The sequence below is a fragment of the Chlamydiota bacterium genome (assembly GCA_016178055.1).
Taxonomy (GTDB): Bacteria; Auribacterota; JACPWU01; order JACPWU01; family JACPWU01; genus JACOUC01.
Window position 1 is genome coordinate 110,008 of record JACOUC010000035.1, and the last position, 18,195, is coordinate 128,202.

At 42.3% G+C, this 18,195-nt stretch carries 26 protein-coding genes; all 26 read right to left on the reverse strand.

Annotated features, from left to right (window positions below; all coding sequences use genetic code 11):
* Position 1: 1 nt before the first annotated feature.
* A complete protein-coding gene (locus HYS07_05015) occupies positions 2 to 2,065 on the reverse strand; it encodes a radical SAM protein (GenBank protein ID MBI1870539.1) in 2,064 nt (687 codons plus the stop codon).
* Between the two features lie 12 nt (positions 2,066 to 2,077).
* Positions 2,078 to 2,920 carry an SDR family oxidoreductase gene (locus HYS07_05020; protein MBI1870540.1) on the reverse strand — a complete coding sequence of 281 codons (843 nt, stop codon included), beginning with the start codon at positions 2,918 to 2,920 and terminating at the stop codon, positions 2,078 to 2,080.
* Complete coding sequence (locus HYS07_05025) at positions 2,904 to 3,128, reverse strand: hypothetical protein (GenBank protein MBI1870541.1); 225 nt, start codon at positions 3,126 to 3,128, stop codon at positions 2,904 to 2,906. Before HYS07_05025 ends, HYS07_05020 begins: the two co-directional genes overlap by 17 nt.
* On the reverse strand, positions 3,125 to 3,937 hold the full coding sequence (locus HYS07_05030; protein MBI1870542.1) for a hypothetical protein: 813 nt from the start codon (positions 3,935 to 3,937) through the stop codon (positions 3,125 to 3,127). The genes HYS07_05025 and HYS07_05030 overlap by 4 nt, the downstream gene beginning before the upstream one ends.
* Before the next feature lie 274 nt (positions 3,938 to 4,211).
* Positions 4,212 to 4,394: a hypothetical protein gene (locus tag HYS07_05035; protein ID MBI1870543.1), complete on the reverse strand. Its 183-nt coding sequence runs from the start codon at positions 4,392 to 4,394 to the stop codon at positions 4,212 to 4,214.
* Positions 4,391 to 5,425 (reverse strand): DUF1016 domain-containing protein, encoded by a 1,035-nt coding sequence (locus HYS07_05040; protein ID MBI1870544.1) that lies wholly within the window; start codon positions 5,423 to 5,425, stop codon positions 4,391 to 4,393. Before HYS07_05040 ends, HYS07_05035 begins: the two co-directional genes overlap by 4 nt.
* Positions 5,426 to 5,587: 162 nt before the next feature.
* Positions 5,588 to 5,734, reverse strand: a complete 147-nt coding sequence (locus HYS07_05045; GenBank protein ID MBI1870545.1) for a hypothetical protein — start codon at positions 5,732 to 5,734, stop codon at positions 5,588 to 5,590.
* Between the two features lie 7 nt (positions 5,735 to 5,741).
* Positions 5,742 to 6,257, reverse strand: coding sequence for a GDP-mannose 4,6-dehydratase (locus HYS07_05050; GenBank protein ID MBI1870546.1), 516 nt, complete (start codon positions 6,255 to 6,257; stop codon positions 5,742 to 5,744).
* 2 nt (positions 6,258 to 6,259) lie between these two features.
* Complete coding sequence (locus tag HYS07_05055) at positions 6,260 to 7,105, reverse strand: alpha-ketoacid dehydrogenase subunit beta (GenBank protein ID MBI1870547.1); 846 nt, start codon at positions 7,103 to 7,105, stop codon at positions 6,260 to 6,262.
* Positions 7,098 to 8,063 carry a thiamine pyrophosphate-dependent dehydrogenase E1 component subunit alpha gene (locus HYS07_05060; GenBank protein ID MBI1870548.1) on the reverse strand — a complete coding sequence of 322 codons (966 nt, stop codon included), beginning with the start codon at positions 8,061 to 8,063 and terminating at the stop codon, positions 7,098 to 7,100. The genes HYS07_05055 and HYS07_05060 overlap by 8 nt, the downstream gene beginning before the upstream one ends.
* 61 nt (positions 8,064 to 8,124) lie before the next feature.
* Complete coding sequence (locus HYS07_05065; protein ID MBI1870549.1) at positions 8,125 to 9,114, reverse strand: SDR family oxidoreductase; 990 nt, start codon at positions 9,112 to 9,114, stop codon at positions 8,125 to 8,127.
* 1 nt (position 9,115) lies between these two features.
* Positions 9,116 to 9,496 carry a clan AA aspartic protease gene (locus tag HYS07_05070; protein ID MBI1870550.1) on the reverse strand — a complete coding sequence of 127 codons (381 nt, stop codon included), beginning with the start codon at positions 9,494 to 9,496 and terminating at the stop codon, positions 9,116 to 9,118.
* A 78-nt stretch (positions 9,497 to 9,574) separates the two neighbouring features.
* Positions 9,575 to 11,107 carry an adenylyltransferase/cytidyltransferase family protein gene (locus HYS07_05075; GenBank protein ID MBI1870551.1) on the reverse strand — a complete coding sequence of 511 codons (1,533 nt, stop codon included), beginning with the start codon at positions 11,105 to 11,107 and terminating at the stop codon, positions 9,575 to 9,577.
* Entirely contained in the window at positions 11,095 to 11,496 is a 402-nt protein-coding gene (locus HYS07_05080; GenBank protein ID MBI1870552.1) for a HEPN domain-containing protein, read from the reverse strand. The genes HYS07_05075 and HYS07_05080 overlap by 13 nt, the downstream gene beginning before the upstream one ends.
* A complete protein-coding gene (locus HYS07_05085) occupies positions 11,493 to 11,798 on the reverse strand; it encodes a nucleotidyltransferase domain-containing protein (protein MBI1870553.1) in 306 nt (101 codons plus the stop codon). The genes HYS07_05080 and HYS07_05085 overlap by 4 nt, the downstream gene beginning before the upstream one ends.
* A gap of 62 nt (positions 11,799 to 11,860) precedes the next feature.
* Positions 11,861 to 12,682, reverse strand: coding sequence for a GDP-mannose 4,6-dehydratase (locus tag HYS07_05090; protein MBI1870554.1), 822 nt, complete (start codon positions 12,680 to 12,682; stop codon positions 11,861 to 11,863).
* Positions 12,683 to 12,783: 101 nt separating this feature from the next.
* Positions 12,784 to 12,897, reverse strand: coding sequence for an NAD-dependent epimerase/dehydratase family protein (locus tag HYS07_05095; protein ID MBI1870555.1), 114 nt, complete (start codon positions 12,895 to 12,897; stop codon positions 12,784 to 12,786).
* A gap of 1 nt (position 12,898) precedes the next feature.
* A complete protein-coding gene (locus HYS07_05100) occupies positions 12,899 to 14,257 on the reverse strand; it encodes an ABC transporter ATP-binding protein (GenBank protein ID MBI1870556.1) in 1,359 nt (452 codons plus the stop codon).
* A 121-nt stretch (positions 14,258 to 14,378) separates the two neighbouring features.
* Positions 14,379 to 14,606 carry a hypothetical protein gene (locus tag HYS07_05105; protein MBI1870557.1) on the reverse strand — a complete coding sequence of 76 codons (228 nt, stop codon included), beginning with the start codon at positions 14,604 to 14,606 and terminating at the stop codon, positions 14,379 to 14,381.
* Positions 14,607 to 14,616: 10 nt separating this feature from the next.
* Positions 14,617 to 15,399 (reverse strand): hypothetical protein, encoded by a 783-nt coding sequence (locus HYS07_05110; GenBank protein ID MBI1870558.1) that lies wholly within the window; start codon positions 15,397 to 15,399, stop codon positions 14,617 to 14,619.
* A 34-nt stretch (positions 15,400 to 15,433) separates the two neighbouring features.
* On the reverse strand, positions 15,434 to 15,856 hold the full coding sequence (locus HYS07_05115) for a type II toxin-antitoxin system VapC family toxin (protein ID MBI1870559.1): 423 nt from the start codon (positions 15,854 to 15,856) through the stop codon (positions 15,434 to 15,436).
* Positions 15,856 to 16,089 carry a type II toxin-antitoxin system prevent-host-death family antitoxin gene (locus tag HYS07_05120; GenBank protein ID MBI1870560.1) on the reverse strand — a complete coding sequence of 78 codons (234 nt, stop codon included), beginning with the start codon at positions 16,087 to 16,089 and terminating at the stop codon, positions 15,856 to 15,858. Before HYS07_05120 ends, HYS07_05115 begins: the two co-directional genes overlap by 1 nt.
* A 144-nt stretch (positions 16,090 to 16,233) precedes the next feature.
* Positions 16,234 to 16,596 carry a hypothetical protein gene (locus tag HYS07_05125; protein MBI1870561.1) on the reverse strand — a complete coding sequence of 121 codons (363 nt, stop codon included), beginning with the start codon at positions 16,594 to 16,596 and terminating at the stop codon, positions 16,234 to 16,236.
* A gap of 132 nt (positions 16,597 to 16,728) precedes the next feature.
* Complete coding sequence (locus HYS07_05130) at positions 16,729 to 16,968, reverse strand: DUF2442 domain-containing protein (GenBank protein ID MBI1870562.1); 240 nt, start codon at positions 16,966 to 16,968, stop codon at positions 16,729 to 16,731.
* 2 nt (positions 16,969 to 16,970) lie between these two features.
* Positions 16,971 to 17,075 (reverse strand): DUF4160 domain-containing protein, encoded by a 105-nt coding sequence (locus tag HYS07_05135; GenBank protein MBI1870563.1) that lies wholly within the window; start codon positions 17,073 to 17,075, stop codon positions 16,971 to 16,973.
* Between the two features lie 246 nt (positions 17,076 to 17,321).
* A complete protein-coding gene (locus tag HYS07_05140; protein MBI1870564.1) occupies positions 17,322 to 18,176 on the reverse strand; it encodes an ABC transporter permease in 855 nt (284 codons plus the stop codon).
* Between the last annotated feature and the right edge of the window lie 19 nt (positions 18,177 to 18,195).

The following is an 18,195-nucleotide window of genomic DNA, read 5'->3' on the forward strand; positions in this document are numbered from 1 at the left end:
ATCAACCCAAGGGGAAAGACCCAAGGCTTGCCACAATATCTTCCGCAGCTGGAACAACTTCTCGAAACAATCGTTTGATAGGTGATACTCGCATCAAAATTCGACTCATTCCATCTAACGATGTGCCGTACTGTTTAACATATCCTTCTATCAAAGTCTTTTGCTTATCCGTGTGCGCAAAGAGAAAGTTGCAAGGTTTATCCAGTAAATAAAGAGAGGGATCCACATTGTAGTTTTGTTCCCCAATGGCTGAAAAATCAAAATGAAGAAGACGATTAAACCGTCTTTCTGCATTAGTCAAATCTACTTTTCTAAGCAAGCCATATTCTTTCAATTCTTCCAAATACAGTTCTTTAATCTCATCCAGACGCTCAGACTCTTTGAGCATCGTTTTCATGATCGCAAACAATGCGTTATGCAAATCAACCTGCAAATTTAAAAATGCTACGGCCTTACCATTGGACATTTCATTGGTACTACTTTCACTGCTGAAAAAGGCATCCATGTTTTCACGCACATAAGCTGCTAGATCTTCTCGCCTATCCCAGAGGCGGCTGATTGTCTCGGCACGAAACGAATCATACAAATGAATCAACCCCTCAGTGAAAGACCGCCGCGTGTTGTGAAAACGCATGATGAAATCAAACCAGGGAAAGCCTGCCCATTTACATAACCCCCATAACTCGGCAAAAGTCCTCCCATTGTGCACAATTTCTACCGTGAGATCTAATTCTCGACATTCAATATACTCTTCAAAACTCAAACTATGAGTCTGAATACAAATTTCTTCAGATTCAACAGAGCTGAAAATTTCATCTTGAAAATCATATTTACCAAAAGACCGCGGCATGATGCGATATTTCGTCTTCATCGCATATTGGTTTCGAGTTTTGGGAGTGTTAAGTTCAGTTTGAGGAAGCATAATAAGCTGATACATTCTCAAAACTCCTAGATTGGCTTCTACCACATCGCGTAGAGAGTGCATGTGTTTTTCCATCGTATCCCCTGGCAAACCTAAAATAATTTCAGAATAAGTGTCCGCACTCGTTTTATTAGCCTGCTGAGCCATGGTACTTAGGGCATCCAGAGAAATATTAGATCGCTGAATATTGCTGAGCACCGTTTGATCCGTAGATTGTAACGATGCAGCAATATTCAGCGCACCATTGAGCATAGATGCAACTTCGATCACGTGTTCCTTCCGGTTCTTTCCAGTTGAGACAACCACTCGCTGTGGCCAACCATATTTATCCTGGATAGAGGCAATGATGCCTGCCTTTGCTTTGTCCTCTTTATACATTCCAAAATTAGCATCTGTAAGGTATAAATCAGGGACACTCCCAACACGCTGCGCAATGTACTCTAGCTCATCCTTTAAATCAATTCTTTGTGCAACTTTAGAATAATAGGATGACCCTTCAGAACAAAACGTACAAGTAAAGGGGCAACCCCGTGTTGTGTGAACCATGGGTGATAAAACTTGATCGAAAAACTTATCCATCAACCCCATCAAGTATGGAGAGGACAATTCCCCCAAATCTTTGATTCTGGGAAGCATTTCTCCAATCATCATCTTGCCATTAGACCAATAATGACAGTTGGGAAGTAGCCTCTGATCCCGTTTTAAGGCGAGTACATCATAATTTACCTCGTGCAATGCTTTAACCAGCTCAATCATTGCCAATTCACCTTCCTTGACAACATAAAAGTCAAGAAGCGGAAACCGATTCCAAAATGCCAGCATTTCTTCTTCTGTCAGACCATAATTAGGACCTCCAAACACAATCACGGTATCTGGAAAACTTTTCTTTATGCGGCTTGCATATTGATAAGACAAGTCACAGTTCCACGAGTAGTTTGTAAAACCAGCGATTCGAGGCATACGCCGCCGAAGAGAACGAGACAAATCTTGAGGATATTTAAAAACTTCCACCTCGACAATCTCAGGCAGGCTTCTTAGCAATTGCGCCCCAATCAAACCACCCGCCAAGGGATGTACATTGGATGAAATAACCGATCCAGTATGCGTAAGATCTGATAAATAGATTAGAGTCTTTGCAATCATAAGAATTTCTCCTTAAATTGGGACCGAGCTCTCATCATGTCTCTTCTGAAAATGAAGCATCAAACTAAATTGTTCCTGCACAGACATTCCACCATCCATCACAATACATTGACCAGAAATATAGGATGCGTTGGGTGAACAAAGAAACAGCGCCGCATGAGCAACATCATCAGAACGCCCTGGCTGTCCCATCGGATGGCAAAATTCAACCAGTTCTCGATAACCTTGATTGTCATCTTGCCTATAACGATCAAGATCTTCATCCCGAATAATAACGCCAGGCAATAATGCATTAACTCGAACACCTTCTGCACCTCCTCGAACAGCAAAATAGCGAGTCATCTGAGTCAATCCCACTTTCGCAATTTGATAGACAGGAGAAACTTCACGTGCAGAAAGCAGTCCTGTGATTGAACTGATGTTAACAATGCTTCCCCCGCCATTTTTTGCCATTGTAGAAATAGCTGCCTGAGACGCAAAGAACGCAGCCCGAAGATTAACAGCCATTTCGAGATCCCAACTTTCTTCATCATCCGATTTGTCCCGAGAACGGACAGCCCTTGCATTATTCACCAAAACATCAATCTTTCCATAACTCCTGACAATCTGACGAATCATCTCTTGTGGTGTCCCCTTCTCACTTAAATCAACTTTCAAAAACGTAGAAGAGAGCTTTCGATCACGTAAATCTGTTACGGTTGTATGTCCCTCTTTATCATTGAGATCGCAGACAATAACCATCGCGCCTTTTTGAGCAAATGCATTAACAATGTTTTTACCAATACCTCGTGCGCCTCCTGTAACAGCAACTATTTTCCCTTCAAAAAGAGATAGAGAATCAGGCGTGATGGACATATTCCAAGGGCTCCTTTACAATTTGATCCCAATATTTTTCTATCCAGGCAACAACACCTCCAACACCTTCATTCAAAGAGATTTTATTTGACCATCCTAATGTCTTTCTCGCCTTCGTCGAATCAATCACATAAGCTTGATCTTGTCCCAAGCGCTCCGGTGCAACAACCGTAACATCCTCAAAAGATTTTCCTAAAACAAATGTCACGCAACCATTCGTGGGGGCTTATTTCCAGGAACAAGAAGCCTATTATTTTTTTTTAAAACCTTCAATTCATCAATGATAGGCGCCCAATAGATACGATCCCTTCTTCGTGATTCTTCTATTTCCAATGCCATTTCTTGAGAAGCCTCTTTAAGATGTACCGCTTTTCTATGATCCTGTAGCAATGCTTGTAAACACAGAGATAAGCATTTTCTAGAAAGATGTGCACCTATTGTTTTAGCTGTTTCATCCGACTGAAGGTAATCAAGTATATCCTCAACCTCAAAACTATTTTTTAATATCCATTTCCAGTCATTCATTTTCAATTTTCTTTCAGAAAGATTCCTGGATTCGATTCGAACAAGATTTGAAATGATCGGGTAGTCTTCCAAACGTCTCGTTTTTTTTATTTCCACCAAATCTCTTATTGCAACTACAGGAATTTTGCCCCAATCTGTCATTGGGTATTTTACACGCTTGAAAGAATCATCATAATCCCCAACCCGAGGGGCTACTCCCATAACATCCAAAAACCAAAAAGGAATATTTTTGTCTTCATCTGGAATCTGAAAATGAAAACCATGCCCTTGAGAGATCCATTTCATTGAAATGGGCGGCGTTAATTTGTATATCACTGCACCCACACTTCCAAGCACCTTTAGAAATCTGTTCCAGTTCTCTTTCACTGGTTGAACCCACAGATCAATATCTTCTGAAAAGGTGGCGGCTCCATAAATCACAGAAGCCTGCCCGCTAATCAACATATAAGAAACGCCTGAAATATTAAGGTCTTGGAAAAATCTTTTTATCATGGATTTCCTCTATGTTTTTGAGTCTTAGGCGAAGCGCACAAGAACGGCGAAGCCTTCCTCGAGCCGTCATTTTCTGCCAAGCAGTTCTCTGAAATGTCCCAATAAGCGATTCATTAAGGTATATCATTTTTCTCATGTTTTGAATTACTCGTCCCTGCTTTAATTTACGAGACAGTGTTTCGTGAATTGAAGCAATTCTGGATAACACCCAAAGGTTTAAGACGACTCTTATCCACCGCCACTCCTTTTCGGCTTCTTATCCCGTCAAGACCGATCAAAGTGCTTCATGAATGATGGGGTCCATTGACTTACTAAGTTTCGCCAGCATCCAAAGGTCTTTAGAAGTGGCGACCGAATTAACGCGAATGTTTCCAAATTCCAATGTTTCGGACAGCAGTTGGGTTCTTAAGAAGAAAATATATTTGGCACGGTCATAGGGCTGTTTAAAATCCATCAATTTTTCATCTCCTCTAGAAGCTGGCTTTTCAGTTCTTTTTCAGGAGGTAAAATTTTCTTAAGATCTGATGGAATTTTATTTGTTAAATGATATTGAGACACACCCATAGGGTTCTTAACACTTCGAAGGGCATATTCTACAACGATATTTTTCTTCTCGGCGCAAAGGATAATACCAATGGAAGGATTTTCATCTTTGAAACGCACTTTATCATTCAATAAATGAAGATAAAAATCCATTTTCCCTGCATATTCAGGCTGAAATTTTCCTGTTTTCAGCTCAATGGCAACAAGGCATTTGAGCTTTCGGTTAAAGAAAAGCAAATCTATGAAATATTCTTCCCCGTCTATCTCAAGCCGGTATTGATTACCGATAAATGAAAACCCGGCACCAAGCTCAAGAATAAAATGTTTCATTTTTTCAATAAGCCGTTTTTCAAGCTCCCGCTCCACAAAAGGTCTGGTTATCCCAAGAAAATCAAGGTTGTAGACGCTTTTAAGTGATTCATCGGCCTGTTCTGCCAAATATGCTGGTAAAACTTTCTCGTAATTGTGTTGTTTTTTCTTCAAGTGGAGTCGATAGGCATCAGCTTTGATTTGATTCAAAAGAACATTTCTTGACCATCCTAATTTGGATGATTCGTTAATATAATATTCCCGTTCTTTGAGATCCTTAATTTTCTGCATAATAAGAATATTATGACCCCATGGAATTTCTGGCACAAGCTGTGCCAGTTTTACATCATCCTTGTATTCAAGATAAAACATTCGCATCCGCCATAGATTATCCGGTGAAAAGCCTTCCAAACTTGGATACTCACGGTTAAGGTCATGGGATAATTGTTCAACAACCCTTTGCCCCCATTTATATTTTTCCTGGCGCTCAACAATGCTCTTGCCAATATCCCAGTATAGTTTAATAAGATCTTTATTAATCGAGCGTGCGGAACCAATGCGGGCAGAAACAATGCGTGATTTGATTTCATGCAGGAATTGACCATAGGCTTTTGAAGTGATCTCGCCAGATTTCATTCAAATACTCCTTGATTTCCCATAAATGCGAAGGTACATTCGTCCTTCACCCCCAGATGTTTCGTCCAGCTAATTTCTTCAACCAGTGGTTGGAGATTTGCGTTTTTTTGACATGCATCATCTCCTGCTTCAGACACATCACTCATAATCAGATTTTTGAAATTAGGGCTTGTGAACATAATCCAAAGGCTCCTTCGTAACTTGATCCCAAAATTGATCAATCCAATTCACAACCCCTTTAAGACCTTCTTCGAGAGAAATTCTTGAAGACCACCCTAAAGTTTTCCTCACTTTTGTCGAATCAATCACATAAGCTTTATCTTGTCCCAAAGGCAGCGTAGGGAGTCGAGGGATTCATGGGAGAAGTCTCTGTCACATTCCCCTCACAGGTTCCATAAACCTCGGGAGAAGAAATATGTACATATCGCTTCAAATATTTCTTATCTTTGAGATGATGAATTAATTGCGCCAAGGCCACGGTATTGGTCTGAAACCAATGATGAGGATTTTCCCAACTTGGAGCCACTTCGCTTTGCGCTGCAAAATTAACGATGTATTCTGGCTGAAACTGATCCAAAGTTTCTAAAATACGCGACATGTCTTTATTAAAATCCAATTGATGAAATTTAAAATTCCCATTTACAGAGTGGCGTTTATAGGGCAAAAAAAGCTCCGTCTTTTCTGGAGAACGGCTCGCCCCCATCACTTCGAAACGCCCTTCCTCTAAAAGCAAATCTATAAAATCACTTCCAGAGAAAGAATTGCTTCCAAGGACTGCAACCTTTTGTCTTCTGTGTTCTGTCTTCTGTATTCTGTCTTCTGTATTCTGCATTTTTAAAAAGGCCCTCGAAACGCAGGATCTGGAACATCCAAATGAATCGCCGAGAACGGAATCTCCTCTTCAAGATGATCTCTTTGAAACATTTCACGTGTTGCTGCAACCATCTCAGTGGCTCGGGGATAAAATCGTTTTGCGAGAGTGGGCGTCGTAGGAGTGGGGACATCTGGAAGGGCAACGCGTTTTGGAGCACATTTGAGTTCGTTCATGGCTTTTTCAGCAACCAAGGCAATAATCTCTGCAGAAGCTCCAAAAGATTTCCAGCTCGTATCTGCAACAATTAATCGTCCTGTTTTCCGCACTATATTGTGCAGCCATCGATGCTCAATAAAAATGACAGGATTATTGTCCTCAATGCTTGAAATCAAAAGGCCCTTTGCATCATAAGGAGTGACCGGCATGACCACTTTCAAACCTGGCACATGTGCAAACCAAGACTGAAGGCTTTGTGAATGCTGAGGCCCTTGCCCCCAACCTCGACCTATAATTAAGCGAACTACCAAGGGAACATGGGCTTCGCCTCCAAACATGTAATGCCATTTAGCGGCCTGATTCACCATTGGCTCCATGGCAAGCATGGCAAAATCAATTCGCTGATGCGTTAGAATCGGTCTCATCCCCACAAGGGCTGAACCGATCGCAACGCCCGTCATCCCATTTTCTGAAACGGGCATATCCATCACACGCCCATTTCCAAACTTTTCTTGTAGGCCTGAAGTCGTCCCAAAAATACCTTTCGGATCCGGCACTCCCAATCCCATGATATAAACGCTCGGATTGCTCTCCATGCAAAGCGTGGTCGCTTCGCGAATGGCTTCAAAAAATTTAAGTTCTCTAGGCATAGACATTCTCATAAAGCGCTGATTCTTCTGGAAAAGGACTTTGTTTAGCAAATTGAACCGATCCTTCTACCTCATCATCAATCAATTTTGCCATTTGATTTAATTCTTCTTCCGTAATACTGTTTTCGTTTAGTAATTTTTTTCGGAAATTTTCAAGAGGACATTTCTTTTTCCAAATTTCAAATTCTTCAGGCGTTCGATAACCCAAGTCATTGTCAAAATTTGGACCGCAATGCTCGCGCCAGCGGTAGGTCGTAAACTCAAGAAAAGAGGGGCCTTTGCCTTCACGTGCCTTCTGAATGGCTTTTTGGGCAAGCGTAAAAACCGCCACGACATCATTGCCATCCGCTTTATGGCTTTCAATGCCGTACCCGCACACCAGTTCAAAAACTTCACGATTTTCGGGCTGGCGAACTTCCAGAGGCGAATAGACAGAATATAAATTATTTTCACAAATAAAAATCACCGGCAGTTTTTTCAAAACAGCAAAATTAATACTCTCATGAAACACACCTTCTTCAGTCGCCGCCTCTCCAAAGAAAACCGTGGTCACACGAGATTCTTTTTTCATTTGAGTCCCCAAGGCGGCTCCAACCCCAATAGGAATCGTACTTCCCACAATGGGCGTAGACCCCAGAAAACCAACTGAAAGATCAATCAAATGCATGGACCCGCCCTTACCTTTTGAGCAGCCCGTCCCCTTTCCATAAAGCTCCGCCATCATTTTTCTAAGATCCCCACCCTTAGCTAAATAATGGCCGTGAGCACGATGACCGCTCATCGCATAATCTCCCTGGGTCAACGCCTGACAAACACCGACAGCAACGGCTTCCTGACCAATACAAAGATGTATCGGACAACGCATTTCCTGTTCTGGATAAAGCTCCGCAATCTTTTCCTCGATTTTGCGAATGCGGAGCATTTGGTAGTATAGTTTTTTTAGAATTTGGACTTCCATAGGGTAATAAGAGTGAGTGGTTATTGGTGAGAGGTACTTTTACCACTCACCACTCTACCCCTCACCTCAACTGCATTTTTTGCATGGTCTTAATATTGTAGTAGCGTGGGTCCGTCATAGAATCAGGAATTTTGTTTGCTTGAAATGCTTCAACCAAATCTCTCACCGCATCCTCAATCGTATGCTTTGGAATAAATCCCAATTCTCTTTTAATTTTTTCTGAAGAAACATGGTAAGACCGATTGTCGTCCGTAGGTGTTGTCACCACCTTTACATCTTGGCCCACAATTTTCTTCACCATTTGAGCAATGTCCATCACCTTGCGGTTGTCATAACCTGCGTTAAAAATTTTTCCATCTATTTTTTCATCCGGCCATTCTAAAGACTTCACATAGAGGTCTGTCATGTCTTCAATATGAATATTAGGACGAAGTTGATCCCCTCCAAAAACCTTAATCACCCGATTCGTAAAGGCATGATTGGTTAAAATATTTACGGTTAAATCTAAACGTAAACGCGGAGAATAGCCACAAACCGTTGCGGGTCTTAAAATCAAGGTGACAAAATCTTTTGTTCTCTCTTTGAGCAAAACCTCTTCGCACAACGCCTTATATTTTGAATAATCCGTGAGGGGCATGAGAGGTAAATCCTCTGTTACATCTCCTTCTTTAATTCCATAAACGCTGGAAGAAGAAGCATAAACAAATCGCTTCACGCCACTTTCTTTAGCAATTTTGACAAGATGAACAAAGGCATCATAATTGATGGATTTTCCTAAAGCGGGATCCAATTCAAAACTGGGGTCGTTGGAGATACAAGCCAAATGAATCAGGGCATCTGCGCCTGGCACTGTCTTCTTCAAAAGAGCCTGATCTCTGATATCTCCCTTGATGATTTCTAGATTAGAATGATTTTTGACAGAATCAAAAACATGATCTCCATAGATGAAAAGATCAATCACTTTAACACGATACCCCCTGCCTAAAAGCTTAGGAACAAGAACCGACCCCACGTATCCGGCACCGCCTGTGATATAAACTGTTTGGATCATACTATTTCACTAACGCGTGAGGAAAATTTGGACTTTCCGGGTTAACCACAAGCTTGCGATGAGCGGGGGATACGATTAAATCCATATCCTCCATGGGCACAGCTCCCAACAGAACTTCATCACCTATCACAAGGGCCCCAACAAAACAATTACGATTCTCAAATATTACCTCTACAGGTCCAACATACGAAACCAGATGCCGTTTTCCGTCAGCAGTCGTCACTTCCCTTTTGTTATTTTCCTCGAGCTTCAACTGCAACGCAACATGTTCCGGAATACAAAGCGTTAAGGCGCCTGTATCCACCATGGCCTTTGTTAATACCACCTTTAACTTTGGCAACCGTGGATTTTTAAGTTGAATTTCTGCATGGATATAACCCATAGTATCCCCTTCTCAGACAGACCAATTCTACCATTTATCCAAAAAACTTCGAATCTTTTCGGATAAAAGAGATGAACGTTATTTCAAAAGGGTTTCCATACTTTTCAGGAGTCCAATCTTCGAAATGGCCAGCCCTGTCCCCATGACACCCACCTTTTCAGCCGCCGCAAGATTACCGAGCAGCAAGGAAAGATCGGTAGGAAGGCCTCCTCCAAAGCAGGCAGACGTAATCCCGAGCAACGTGTCTCCAGCCCCAATACGGTCCACCACTTTATTTGCAAAGGGTGGACAACTTAAGAAACCCTCTTCTTCCCGATAAGCCAAAGCCCCTTTCACACCTCTGGTCATGACAACGGTTTCACATCCCATCCGGCGATAAAGTTGTTCAACCAGAACTTTTTCATCCTTGGTTCGTGTTCTATATTCATGACGCAATTCCCCCTCGTGAATACAAACATAATCTGCTCGGGGATATTTTGAAATGGTGTGATAACCAATGTTAGAAGCATTTACCTGAGTATTAACAGCTAAAAATTTTTTCTCCTTCATTAAAAACTCTACAATCTTCTCTGAAATTAAGCCATGCCCATAGTCTGCCACAATGATAAGGTCATGATCTGGTAAATGCTGCTTCAATTTTGAGAGAAGAACATCTTCTTCATCACTTGTGATCAGTTCATCATTGATTTCATAAACTCCGAAAAGCTTAGACTTCGTATAAGCATCCACATAACGCGTTTTCACAAGAGTCGGGGAATTGGATTTTGTGATGCAATCTAGATGAACATTGGGTTTCAGATGATTTAAAACAAAATCGTTTCGATCTCGAGTATTGCCCTCATAACTCGCAATGGTGATTTTCTGGCAAAAATCTGACAGGTGATTCGCGATCGCTAACACGCCCCCTGCATAAGCCTCTGTTTGAAGTTTTTGCATGACCAGCATCGGTTCTTTTGCAGACTTCCCAATGGCATTACAAAAAACATATTCATCTATAATGGCTTCACCGATTAAAAGAACTCTAAGACTGGATAATTGGCTCAAATATTCTCTAATGGCCTGGGAAGAATATTTCCCTTTGATCCGATCGAGATACTCCATTTGCTCTCTCGTATAAAGGGGAAAATGCTGATTTAAAAGAGCTGACGAGCTAAACGTAACATCATTCGTATACCGAATTTCTCCATTCACAAAGCGTACCGACTCCTCTTCGAGGCCAATCATCCCCGTCACATCCTTTTGATGATCGCGATAGTCAGGCCCCTTTACATAAATATGAGGCTTCAAACACCGAATCGTTTCCACTGCGGTAGGCCATTCGTTGATGGCCACGTGATCAACAACATCTAAACTGGCGATCATTTCTGCGCGATGGTCCTGCGTAAAAACCGGGCGCATCGGACCCCTATTCACAAATCGGTCAGGCGTTAACGTGACCACCAAAATATCTCCCATGGCCTTGGCCTCTTTAAAATATCGCAGATGTCCCACATGTAATAAATCAAAGACTCCATGGCAGTGAACGATTTTTTTATCTTGCAAACGAAGGGCTTCAAGCTCTTGCGCTAAAACATCAAGGGTTTTAATTTTTCCATCTTTCAGTTGTAACATAAACTTATCCACGGAGATGATCTTGAATACAATCTGCAATTTTCGAAACAATCTTCATGCATTGGATACAAACCCTCTCGTCTGGCTCGAAGTTTGGAAGGACACTGCTGAGAGGATATTTTGATGGAAGATAAATCGAAATCTAGTAAATCACATTCATCTTCGGAAACAACTATTTCTTTTCCTGCTTTTCTAAGCAACATTATTAATTCATGTATGTTATGAGTCTTCTTTAAACCCATCGACAATTCTATACACAACGCCTTGAGATATTTTTCTGAAGATTGTTGTAAGTTTTGAAGACAGGGGTTGTAAAGATGGCTTTTAAGCAATATCTTTGCTGCCTCAAGATTCTCTTCAGCATATTTGGAGCCAATCATGAGTTTCATCGTTCATAGACAATCTCCCCCCTATTTATTTCCGATAAAAAGAAATCATTTTGTACATGGGGTCTTACCGGGATGATGTCTACAGCGATTTTAAGAAGCACAGGACGTATTTGCTTTCTATATTTTAAAGCTAGTTGTAGATATGATTTGTTGCTGCTTTGAAATATTGCTACATCCATGTCATGCGGATTTTCTGATTTTAAAAATGAACCAAATATAACAATACGCTGAATCTCTTTGTCGGATGAAAGACAGGAAACAAGTTCTTTCGTCAATTCTTTTTTTAAAGGGGCCGTAAACATATTTTTCTAATCCACGTTTGCCAAAAATTACTCCATTCTCCTAAAACAAACTTCCTAATCTGTTAACCCAGATGCTTAAACCAATCTTTCGTCGCAACTTCAATAGAATCTTTATCCCAGAGCGGGGCATCCCGCCACGCGTCAATGTGATCCAGCATGATGCGAACACCCTTTTGAAAGGAAACTTTGGGTTGCCAGTGTAAAATCCGCTTTATTTTATTGATATCCGCAAAGGTACAATTGGGTTCTCCAGGTCGTTTGGGAATATGAATCACATCCCCGCCCAATAATTCTACCAACTCGTTCACACGATAAGTATTCCCAGACCCCACATTAAAAATCTCGCCTGACACATTTGATTCGGCTGCCCGAAGAAGTGCATCCGCTACATCCGTGACAAAAGTAAAATCTCTGGTTTGATTACCATCTCCCACAACGGTGAAGGGTTTCCCCGCTAATTTCTGGGCCAGAAAAACACCAAAAACCGCCCCATAAGTTCCTGTTGTCCTAGACCGAGGACCATACACATTAAAAAATCGAAGAGAAACGGCAGGCATCTTGTAAGTCTTCTCCCAGTGAAGCACATATTGTTCACCCAAATATTTGGTTAAAGCATAAGGGTACATCGGTCGAATCGGCGCCGTTTCTGGCGTAGGATATTGATCGGGAATTCCATAACAAGAAGAAGAAGCTACGTAGATAAAGCGTTTGACACCTGACAAGCGTGCTGCCTCTAAAACGGAGACTGTTCCATCGACATTTGATCGATGATATTTGAGAGGTTCTTGAATTGAAGGGACAATATCAGCCAAGGCAGCTAAATGAAAAACCCAGTCTATGTTTTGAAATAAAGGCCTTATGTCAATCACATTTTCGACACCCATTTTATAAATCTTTAGCCCGCATTTCTCATCAGATTTCGTCGCGAGAGCGCCGAGTCCGCTTTGGATGCGAGGAAGACGACCGAGGCCATGCGAGGCATACTTTACAGTATGTTGAGCGTGGCCGACCGAGTCTGACGAAGCAGACGAGGCGGAAGCAGACGTTCGACCAGATGACTTCCGATAAAACCAGCTCCTCCTGTAACCAAGCAACGCATCTTAATAAACTCCCTCAACAGCTGTTCTCTCACCGAGAAAATCTGTACTCCAAGCTAGACGAGGTCGAACAGTACCACACCATCTCCCATAATATTCTTTCCTCATTTCACCTGTATCGTGAACATTAAATGACAGAACATAATCTTGAAGAATTTGTGTATCCGAAATCCCTTTACCAATAATGGCCGCAATACTATAGAGTCCTTCATTTAAAAAATTACCGGGTATGATACATACAGTCTGAAACAGACCCACCGGATAAGGTTGTCCGCTCCATGGGTCTTCGGTCAATGAAATGGATCTATGATTACTAGAAGAAAGAACGTAAGTTCCGACCGGATCTCGTAGCCAAATTGCTGCATACAATTTTGTTTGCGATTTCAAATTCCAATAGGTAATCTCAATTCGAATTTCCTTCGATATATCTACATCTGCCGTAGGTCCTTCCACCCCATCCTGAAAAATTCGTACTGAATGAAGACGAACAAGGTCATTCCCGGGAGCATTCGCAACATCTGGCCAAACCATCTCTCCTCCTAAAGAGCGAGCCACGGCCAGATACTCCTGAACAACTTCAGCGGCAGATCCATTTTTAACCACTTCTCCTTCTTTTAAGAGAAGAGCTCTCGGGCACAAATTCATAATGCTCGGCATATTGTGAGATACAATCACAACCGTGCGCCCCTCTTTCGCAACATCCCCCATTTTTCCCAAACACTTCTTCTGAAATTCGGCGTCGCCAACAGCAAGAACCTCATCCACCAAAAGCACCTCAGGCTCCAGATGTGCCGCAACAGCAAACGCTAACCGCACATACATTCCGCTTGAATAGCGTTTGACAGGCGTATCGATAAACTTCTCCACTTCAGCAAAAGCAACAATTTCATCAAATTTTCTTCGAATTTCGATTCGTTTCATCCCCATGATCGCGCCATTGAGAAAAATATTTTCTCGCCCCGTAAGCTCTGGATGGAAGCCCGTCCCCACTTCCAAGAGGCTTCGAACACGACCGTGAATTTCCGCCCTGCCCTCTGTGGGCTCTGTAATGCGGGAAAGAATTTTGAGGAGCGTACTTTTCCCGGCGCCATTGCGACCAATGACACCAACGACCTCGCCTTGCTTGATTTCAAAAGAGACATCTTTCAACGCCCAAATTTCATTATCGTTCAAAGGTTCAAAGGTTGAAGAGTTCAAAGATTTTCCAAAGTTCTGTAATCTTCTGATCTTCGAGTTGGCGAAACGAAAAGGGGCTGTAGCAAGCTGCGTTAAACGATCGCGAAAACTATAGTAACACTCCCGCTCCCCAATTTTGTAGAGCTTCCCTACATTTTCAACCCGAATGGCGATGTTGTCAGACATAAGTTATTGTTAAAAGTCTAGGAATACTTTTCACTTCGAAACTAACTCTCGAATCGTTTTAGCCTTGATTCTGCCCAATCTGGGTATTTGCATTAACTCTTCCTCTGTTGTAAGAGCAATGTCATATTTCTTCGTCAGAATATCCCCTATGCCAGCATCGTTCTCTCGAAAATCCATTCTGATATTCAACGGCAAATACCCCATGAGAGTATGAATTCTTATCGTATTCATTTGTTAATTGTGCTTGCTCTAGCCACATATCCCAATAGGCAAAGAGCTCTTCCTCCGATAAATTGCGCAAATCAAGATCTTCTTCACTTAAGAATTCGTCTTTTATTTTTTCCATCATCAAATCCTCCTCAAACTGAAAACGGCAGCACCCCAGATGCCCGAGTTGCAATTAGATGATGCGCTTCAAGAAGAGGATATCCTCGCACCTCTTTCTCCACTTGAATCCACATCTTTGACCATTCCTCAGCCGCTTTCATGTAGGCCTCTAGTCGCGCTTCATTTGCATGAATAAGATGTCGTTTCTCCTCATCAAGTGCTTGTTCAAGAGCTAACCTGCCTTGCGAAATTTTACCCAGGAGAGGGCGTTCGATTACAAGCTCTAACAAAATTTCAGGATGTTTTGCTGCAAGCATCATAATATCTCTTGCACTCCTTGAGTAAAGCATTTGATCCTTTGCACTGGAGAGCATCCGAGCCAGTTCCCCAATCACAGCATAATCCTTCTCCCGATTCGTCTCTTTTATTTCTATCAAGGTCTTAATATCCACAAAAGGAATATCCTTTCCTTCTTGTTCTACCCATAGTCTATCCAAAGCAACTTGGGGTATTCTCGGGGGACGCGTAACAAAATCCGTCCTTACTCGTAAATTGTTATAGCCAAATTCCAGATGAGAACTCCAACCACCCGATAGCCATCGAACATCCAAGGGTGCTCCAAATCGGTATTGTGCCCCATACTGGGACAAAACTTGCAAAACATGCCCCAGGGTCTCAAGTTCTTCTTTGAGTATCCAATCACCATCCTTACTCATCACAGCAAGATGGTGTAACACGACGGCCTGACCCGAGGAAAGAACTGCCCGCAGTTTTCCTTCATTAAATCGTTCCGTCAATTCAACATAGATATTCATTTACACCCCATCCACAAAAAATCGGTCCATCTTTTCAAACTTCCAAGAACACCGTCTTAATCCCCAATGCATTTGCGGATTTTGAAAAGGCCCGGTCTGCGGTCAAGGGGGTTAAATCTTCTGACACGGCAACGGCCAAATGCAGCGCATCGAAACTTCTCAGAGGCGTGCTAAACTCTCCAAGCCAATCCCTGGCCAGCCGATAATGGTGAGTCTCAATGGCAACCTTCAAATAAAAACTTCCCTCAGCATGAGAAAGATATCTTGCAAGAACTCGCCTGCCATCTGTGGACTGCATTTGTCCTTCACGAATCTTTCTGGACACCGCTGAAAATAATTCTACCTCCGTCAAAGGGCTGATGACAGATTGTCCCCTCATGAGATAATGTTCCACTTTATCGCTCAAAGCTTCAGGGCAATAGTAGGCGACCAAAACGCTCGTATCGATATAAAACATTAACAGCGTTCCTCACCTCTGGCTCGAATCACAAGAGAACTTAAGGATTCACCCTTCATGCGAATCGTCGAGCGAAACGCCTTTAGACTTGGCAGATGCCGAACTCCTCTTTGAGGAGGAATGAGACGAGCCACCTCCTTACCATGACGAAGAATACTCACCTCATCCCCTTCCTGAACCCGGTTTAGCAAGGAAGCAAACTGATTCCTCGCCTCTTTAACATTGATATTCACGATTGTCCTCCTCTCCAACTATGTACACAATAAGAGTACACTATTCTGAAGAGGATGTAAAGCAAATTAAACCCATGTTCTCTTACACTACATCCGCAAAAAAACGCTCCGTTCCTTTCTGATATTCAAAATGTGGTACCTCCCCTACACCGCGAGTGTCGTCGTTGCAACAAATCGATGCGCAATATTATCTACCATGACCCCAAAACCTTCTAACGTACGCACTCCAAGAAGATGCATATCCCCCTTTTCAGCAAAGACAACTTCGTCAATGGTTTCAAAGCCCTCAACACGCAAAACCGCATAGCCCACTTCTCTTTCGACAAGTTGCTTGGTTGCCGTTTGAAAACTTCGTTTTCGAAGAGGTAAAACCCCTATTCCCATCAGGACCTCTGCCGGTAACCAGGTCAGCTCTGAGCCTGTATCTACGAGCACCTCAAGAGGCAAGGTGCTCTTTTTCAAATCAGATGGATGAAGCGCAATCACATTGACTTTAAATATACTCATACACAGACCTCCCTCACCAGCATTTTAGCATGTATCAGATTCCTGGACTCGATTTAGCAAAGAAGCAAATTGACCCCATTTTTTACACCACATCCGCAAAAAATAGTTCTTTTCTTCTAAAGTAAGACATATTTATCTTTGCACCTTGTCATGAAGAAACTCAGGAGCCAGATCCAAACCATTTTCCCAAACGATGGTATCCATTTCTACTTTAAACTTCTTAAACCTCTTTTCATCTTTTAACTCCTTGACGATCGACCTATGATCATGATGAACCATCTCATGCAAATCCACAATCCCCTCGATTTTATCATTAAAAAAAACCCTTATTTTAAAATTCTCTACATATTCTGCCTTGACAACCCAATACATTTTTATGCCCTCCTAAACCAATTGTATTGAACATGAAAATGGGGAGGAGAATGATCATTGAAGTACATACAAATAACCATCCCAAGAAACCTGCTTATTTCTGGCATCTCATACCCTCTTCTATAATTTTATTTTAGGCATATGCACTTGACTTAAAGATGTCGTCCATTTGTAGTCACCCCATTTATGGGGCCATGCATGGATTGCCCGATAAATCGGGCGACTACGCTTGACGGATCAAGAATACTTGAGTCAAGTGTATATGCCTTTTTTATTTTAATAAAACAATCCCTGTTTTCACCAAGTTTCGCCTTTGTCCATTCATGCTATTGATCCTGAGCACTCGCCTATCCTTACACCACATCCGCAAAAAAGCGCTCCGTCCTACGAAAATAAAAAAGTCCGCCCACAAAAATAATAACGGCCACAGCAACAGAAATTCCTAAAGAGCCCCAATGAATGGGTTGATGTGCGAGGAAACAGGCCCGATGGGCCTCGATTAAACCACTCATGGGATTGAGCATCAAAAGCCAGCGATATTTTTCTGGCACCATTGAAGCGGGATAAATGACCGGCGTTGCGAAGAGCATCAACTGAATAAAAAAGGGAAGCGCATATTGAATGTCCCGATATTTCACATTAAGCGCGGAAAGCCAAAGCCCCCACCCTGTCGCAGCGATCATCGAGAAGAAAACAATCGCGGGGAGCATGAGAAAAGACACACTGGGAGGAAAGCCGTAGTAAAACATCATGCCCAGGAGAATAACCACCGCAATGGCATAGTCCATCAATCCCGAAAGAGTGGCTGAAAGAGGGATCACAAGTCGTGGGAAATACACCTTGGTCAAGAGATTTGAACTCCCCACGAGACTCGCCCCTGAGTGAGAGAGGGCTCCTGAAAAATAAGTCCAAAGAAGAAGCCCTGAATAAGAAAAAATAGGATAAGGAACGCCATCCGAGGGAAGGCGGGCAATTTTTCCAAAGAAAATGGTGAATACGACCATGCTAAAGAAAGGTTGGATAATCGCCCAAAGAGCCCCCAAAACCGTTTGCTTATACCTGACCTTGATATCCCGCCAGGTCAGAAAATAGAGAAGCTCCCTAAAATCCCACAAGGCCTTCCAATCAATGGGAACCCATCCCTTGGAAGAACGAATGATGATTTTGGGAATAGAAGAAACCGATGAAGCTGATATTTCCTGAGCCATTATTCTCTTTTCATCTTTT

Bases quoted from the DNA above. Each gene is read 5' to 3' on its own strand.
- HYS07_05135 (MBI1870563.1), bottom strand. From the start codon at position 17,075: ATGCCAGAAATAAGCAGGTTTCTTGGGATGGTTATTTGTATGTACTTC.
- HYS07_05085 (MBI1870553.1), bottom strand. From the start codon at position 11,798: ATGTTTACGGCCCCTTTAAAAAAAGAATTGACGAAAGAACTTGTTTCC.
- HYS07_05140 (MBI1870564.1), bottom strand. From the start codon at position 18,176: ATGGCTCAGGAAATATCAGCTTCATCGGTTTCTTCTATTCCCAAAATC.
- HYS07_05040 (MBI1870544.1), bottom strand. From the start codon at position 5,425: ATGAAATCTGGCGAGATCACTTCAAAAGCCTATGGTCAATTCCTGCAT.
- HYS07_05110 (MBI1870558.1), bottom strand. From the start codon at position 15,399: ATGAATATCTATGTTGAATTGACGGAACGATTTAATGAAGGAAAACTG.
- HYS07_05125 (MBI1870561.1), bottom strand. From the start codon at position 16,596: ATGAGTATATTTAAAGTCAATGTGATTGCGCTTCATCCATCTGATTTG.
- HYS07_05090 (MBI1870554.1), bottom strand. From the start codon at position 12,682: ATGGGTGTCGAAAATGTGATTGACATAAGGCCTTTATTTCAAAACATA.
- HYS07_05020 (MBI1870540.1), bottom strand. From the start codon at position 2,920: ATGTCCATCACGCCTGATTCTCTATCTCTTTTTGAAGGGAAAATAGTT.
- HYS07_05100 (MBI1870556.1), bottom strand. From the start codon at position 14,257: ATGTCTGACAACATCGCCATTCGGGTTGAAAATGTAGGGAAGCTCTAC.
- HYS07_05130 (MBI1870562.1), bottom strand. From the start codon at position 16,968: ATGTATTGGGTTGTCAAGGCAGAATATGTAGAGAATTTTAAAATAAGG.
- HYS07_05105 (MBI1870557.1), bottom strand. From the start codon at position 14,606: ATGATGGAAAAAATAAAAGACGAATTCTTAAGTGAAGAAGATCTTGAT.
- HYS07_05055 (MBI1870547.1), bottom strand. From the start codon at position 7,105: ATGCCTAGAGAACTTAAATTTTTTGAAGCCATTCGCGAAGCGACCACG.
- HYS07_05095 (MBI1870555.1), bottom strand. From the start codon at position 12,897: ATGCGTTGCTTGGTTACAGGAGGAGCTGGTTTTATCGGAAGTCATCTG.
- HYS07_05115 (MBI1870559.1), bottom strand. From the start codon at position 15,856: ATGTTTTATATCGATACGAGCGTTTTGGTCGCCTACTATTGCCCTGAA.
- HYS07_05075 (MBI1870551.1), bottom strand. From the start codon at position 11,107: ATGTTACAACTGAAAGATGGAAAAATTAAAACCCTTGATGTTTTAGCG.
- HYS07_05070 (MBI1870550.1), bottom strand. From the start codon at position 9,496: ATGGGTTATATCCATGCAGAAATTCAACTTAAAAATCCACGGTTGCCA.
- HYS07_05050 (MBI1870546.1), bottom strand. From the start codon at position 6,257: ATGCAGAATACAGAAGACAGAATACAGAAGACAGAACACAGAAGACAA.
- HYS07_05030 (MBI1870542.1), bottom strand. From the start codon at position 3,937: ATGATAAAAAGATTTTTCCAAGACCTTAATATTTCAGGCGTTTCTTAT.
- HYS07_05080 (MBI1870552.1), bottom strand. From the start codon at position 11,496: ATGAAACTCATGATTGGCTCCAAATATGCTGAAGAGAATCTTGAGGCA.
- HYS07_05065 (MBI1870549.1), bottom strand. From the start codon at position 9,114: ATGATCCAAACAGTTTATATCACAGGCGGTGCCGGATACGTGGGGTCG.
- HYS07_05060 (MBI1870548.1), bottom strand. From the start codon at position 8,063: ATGGAAGTCCAAATTCTAAAAAAACTATACTACCAAATGCTCCGCATT.
- HYS07_05015 (MBI1870539.1), bottom strand. From the start codon at position 2,065: ATGATTGCAAAGACTCTAATCTATTTATCAGATCTTACGCATACTGGA.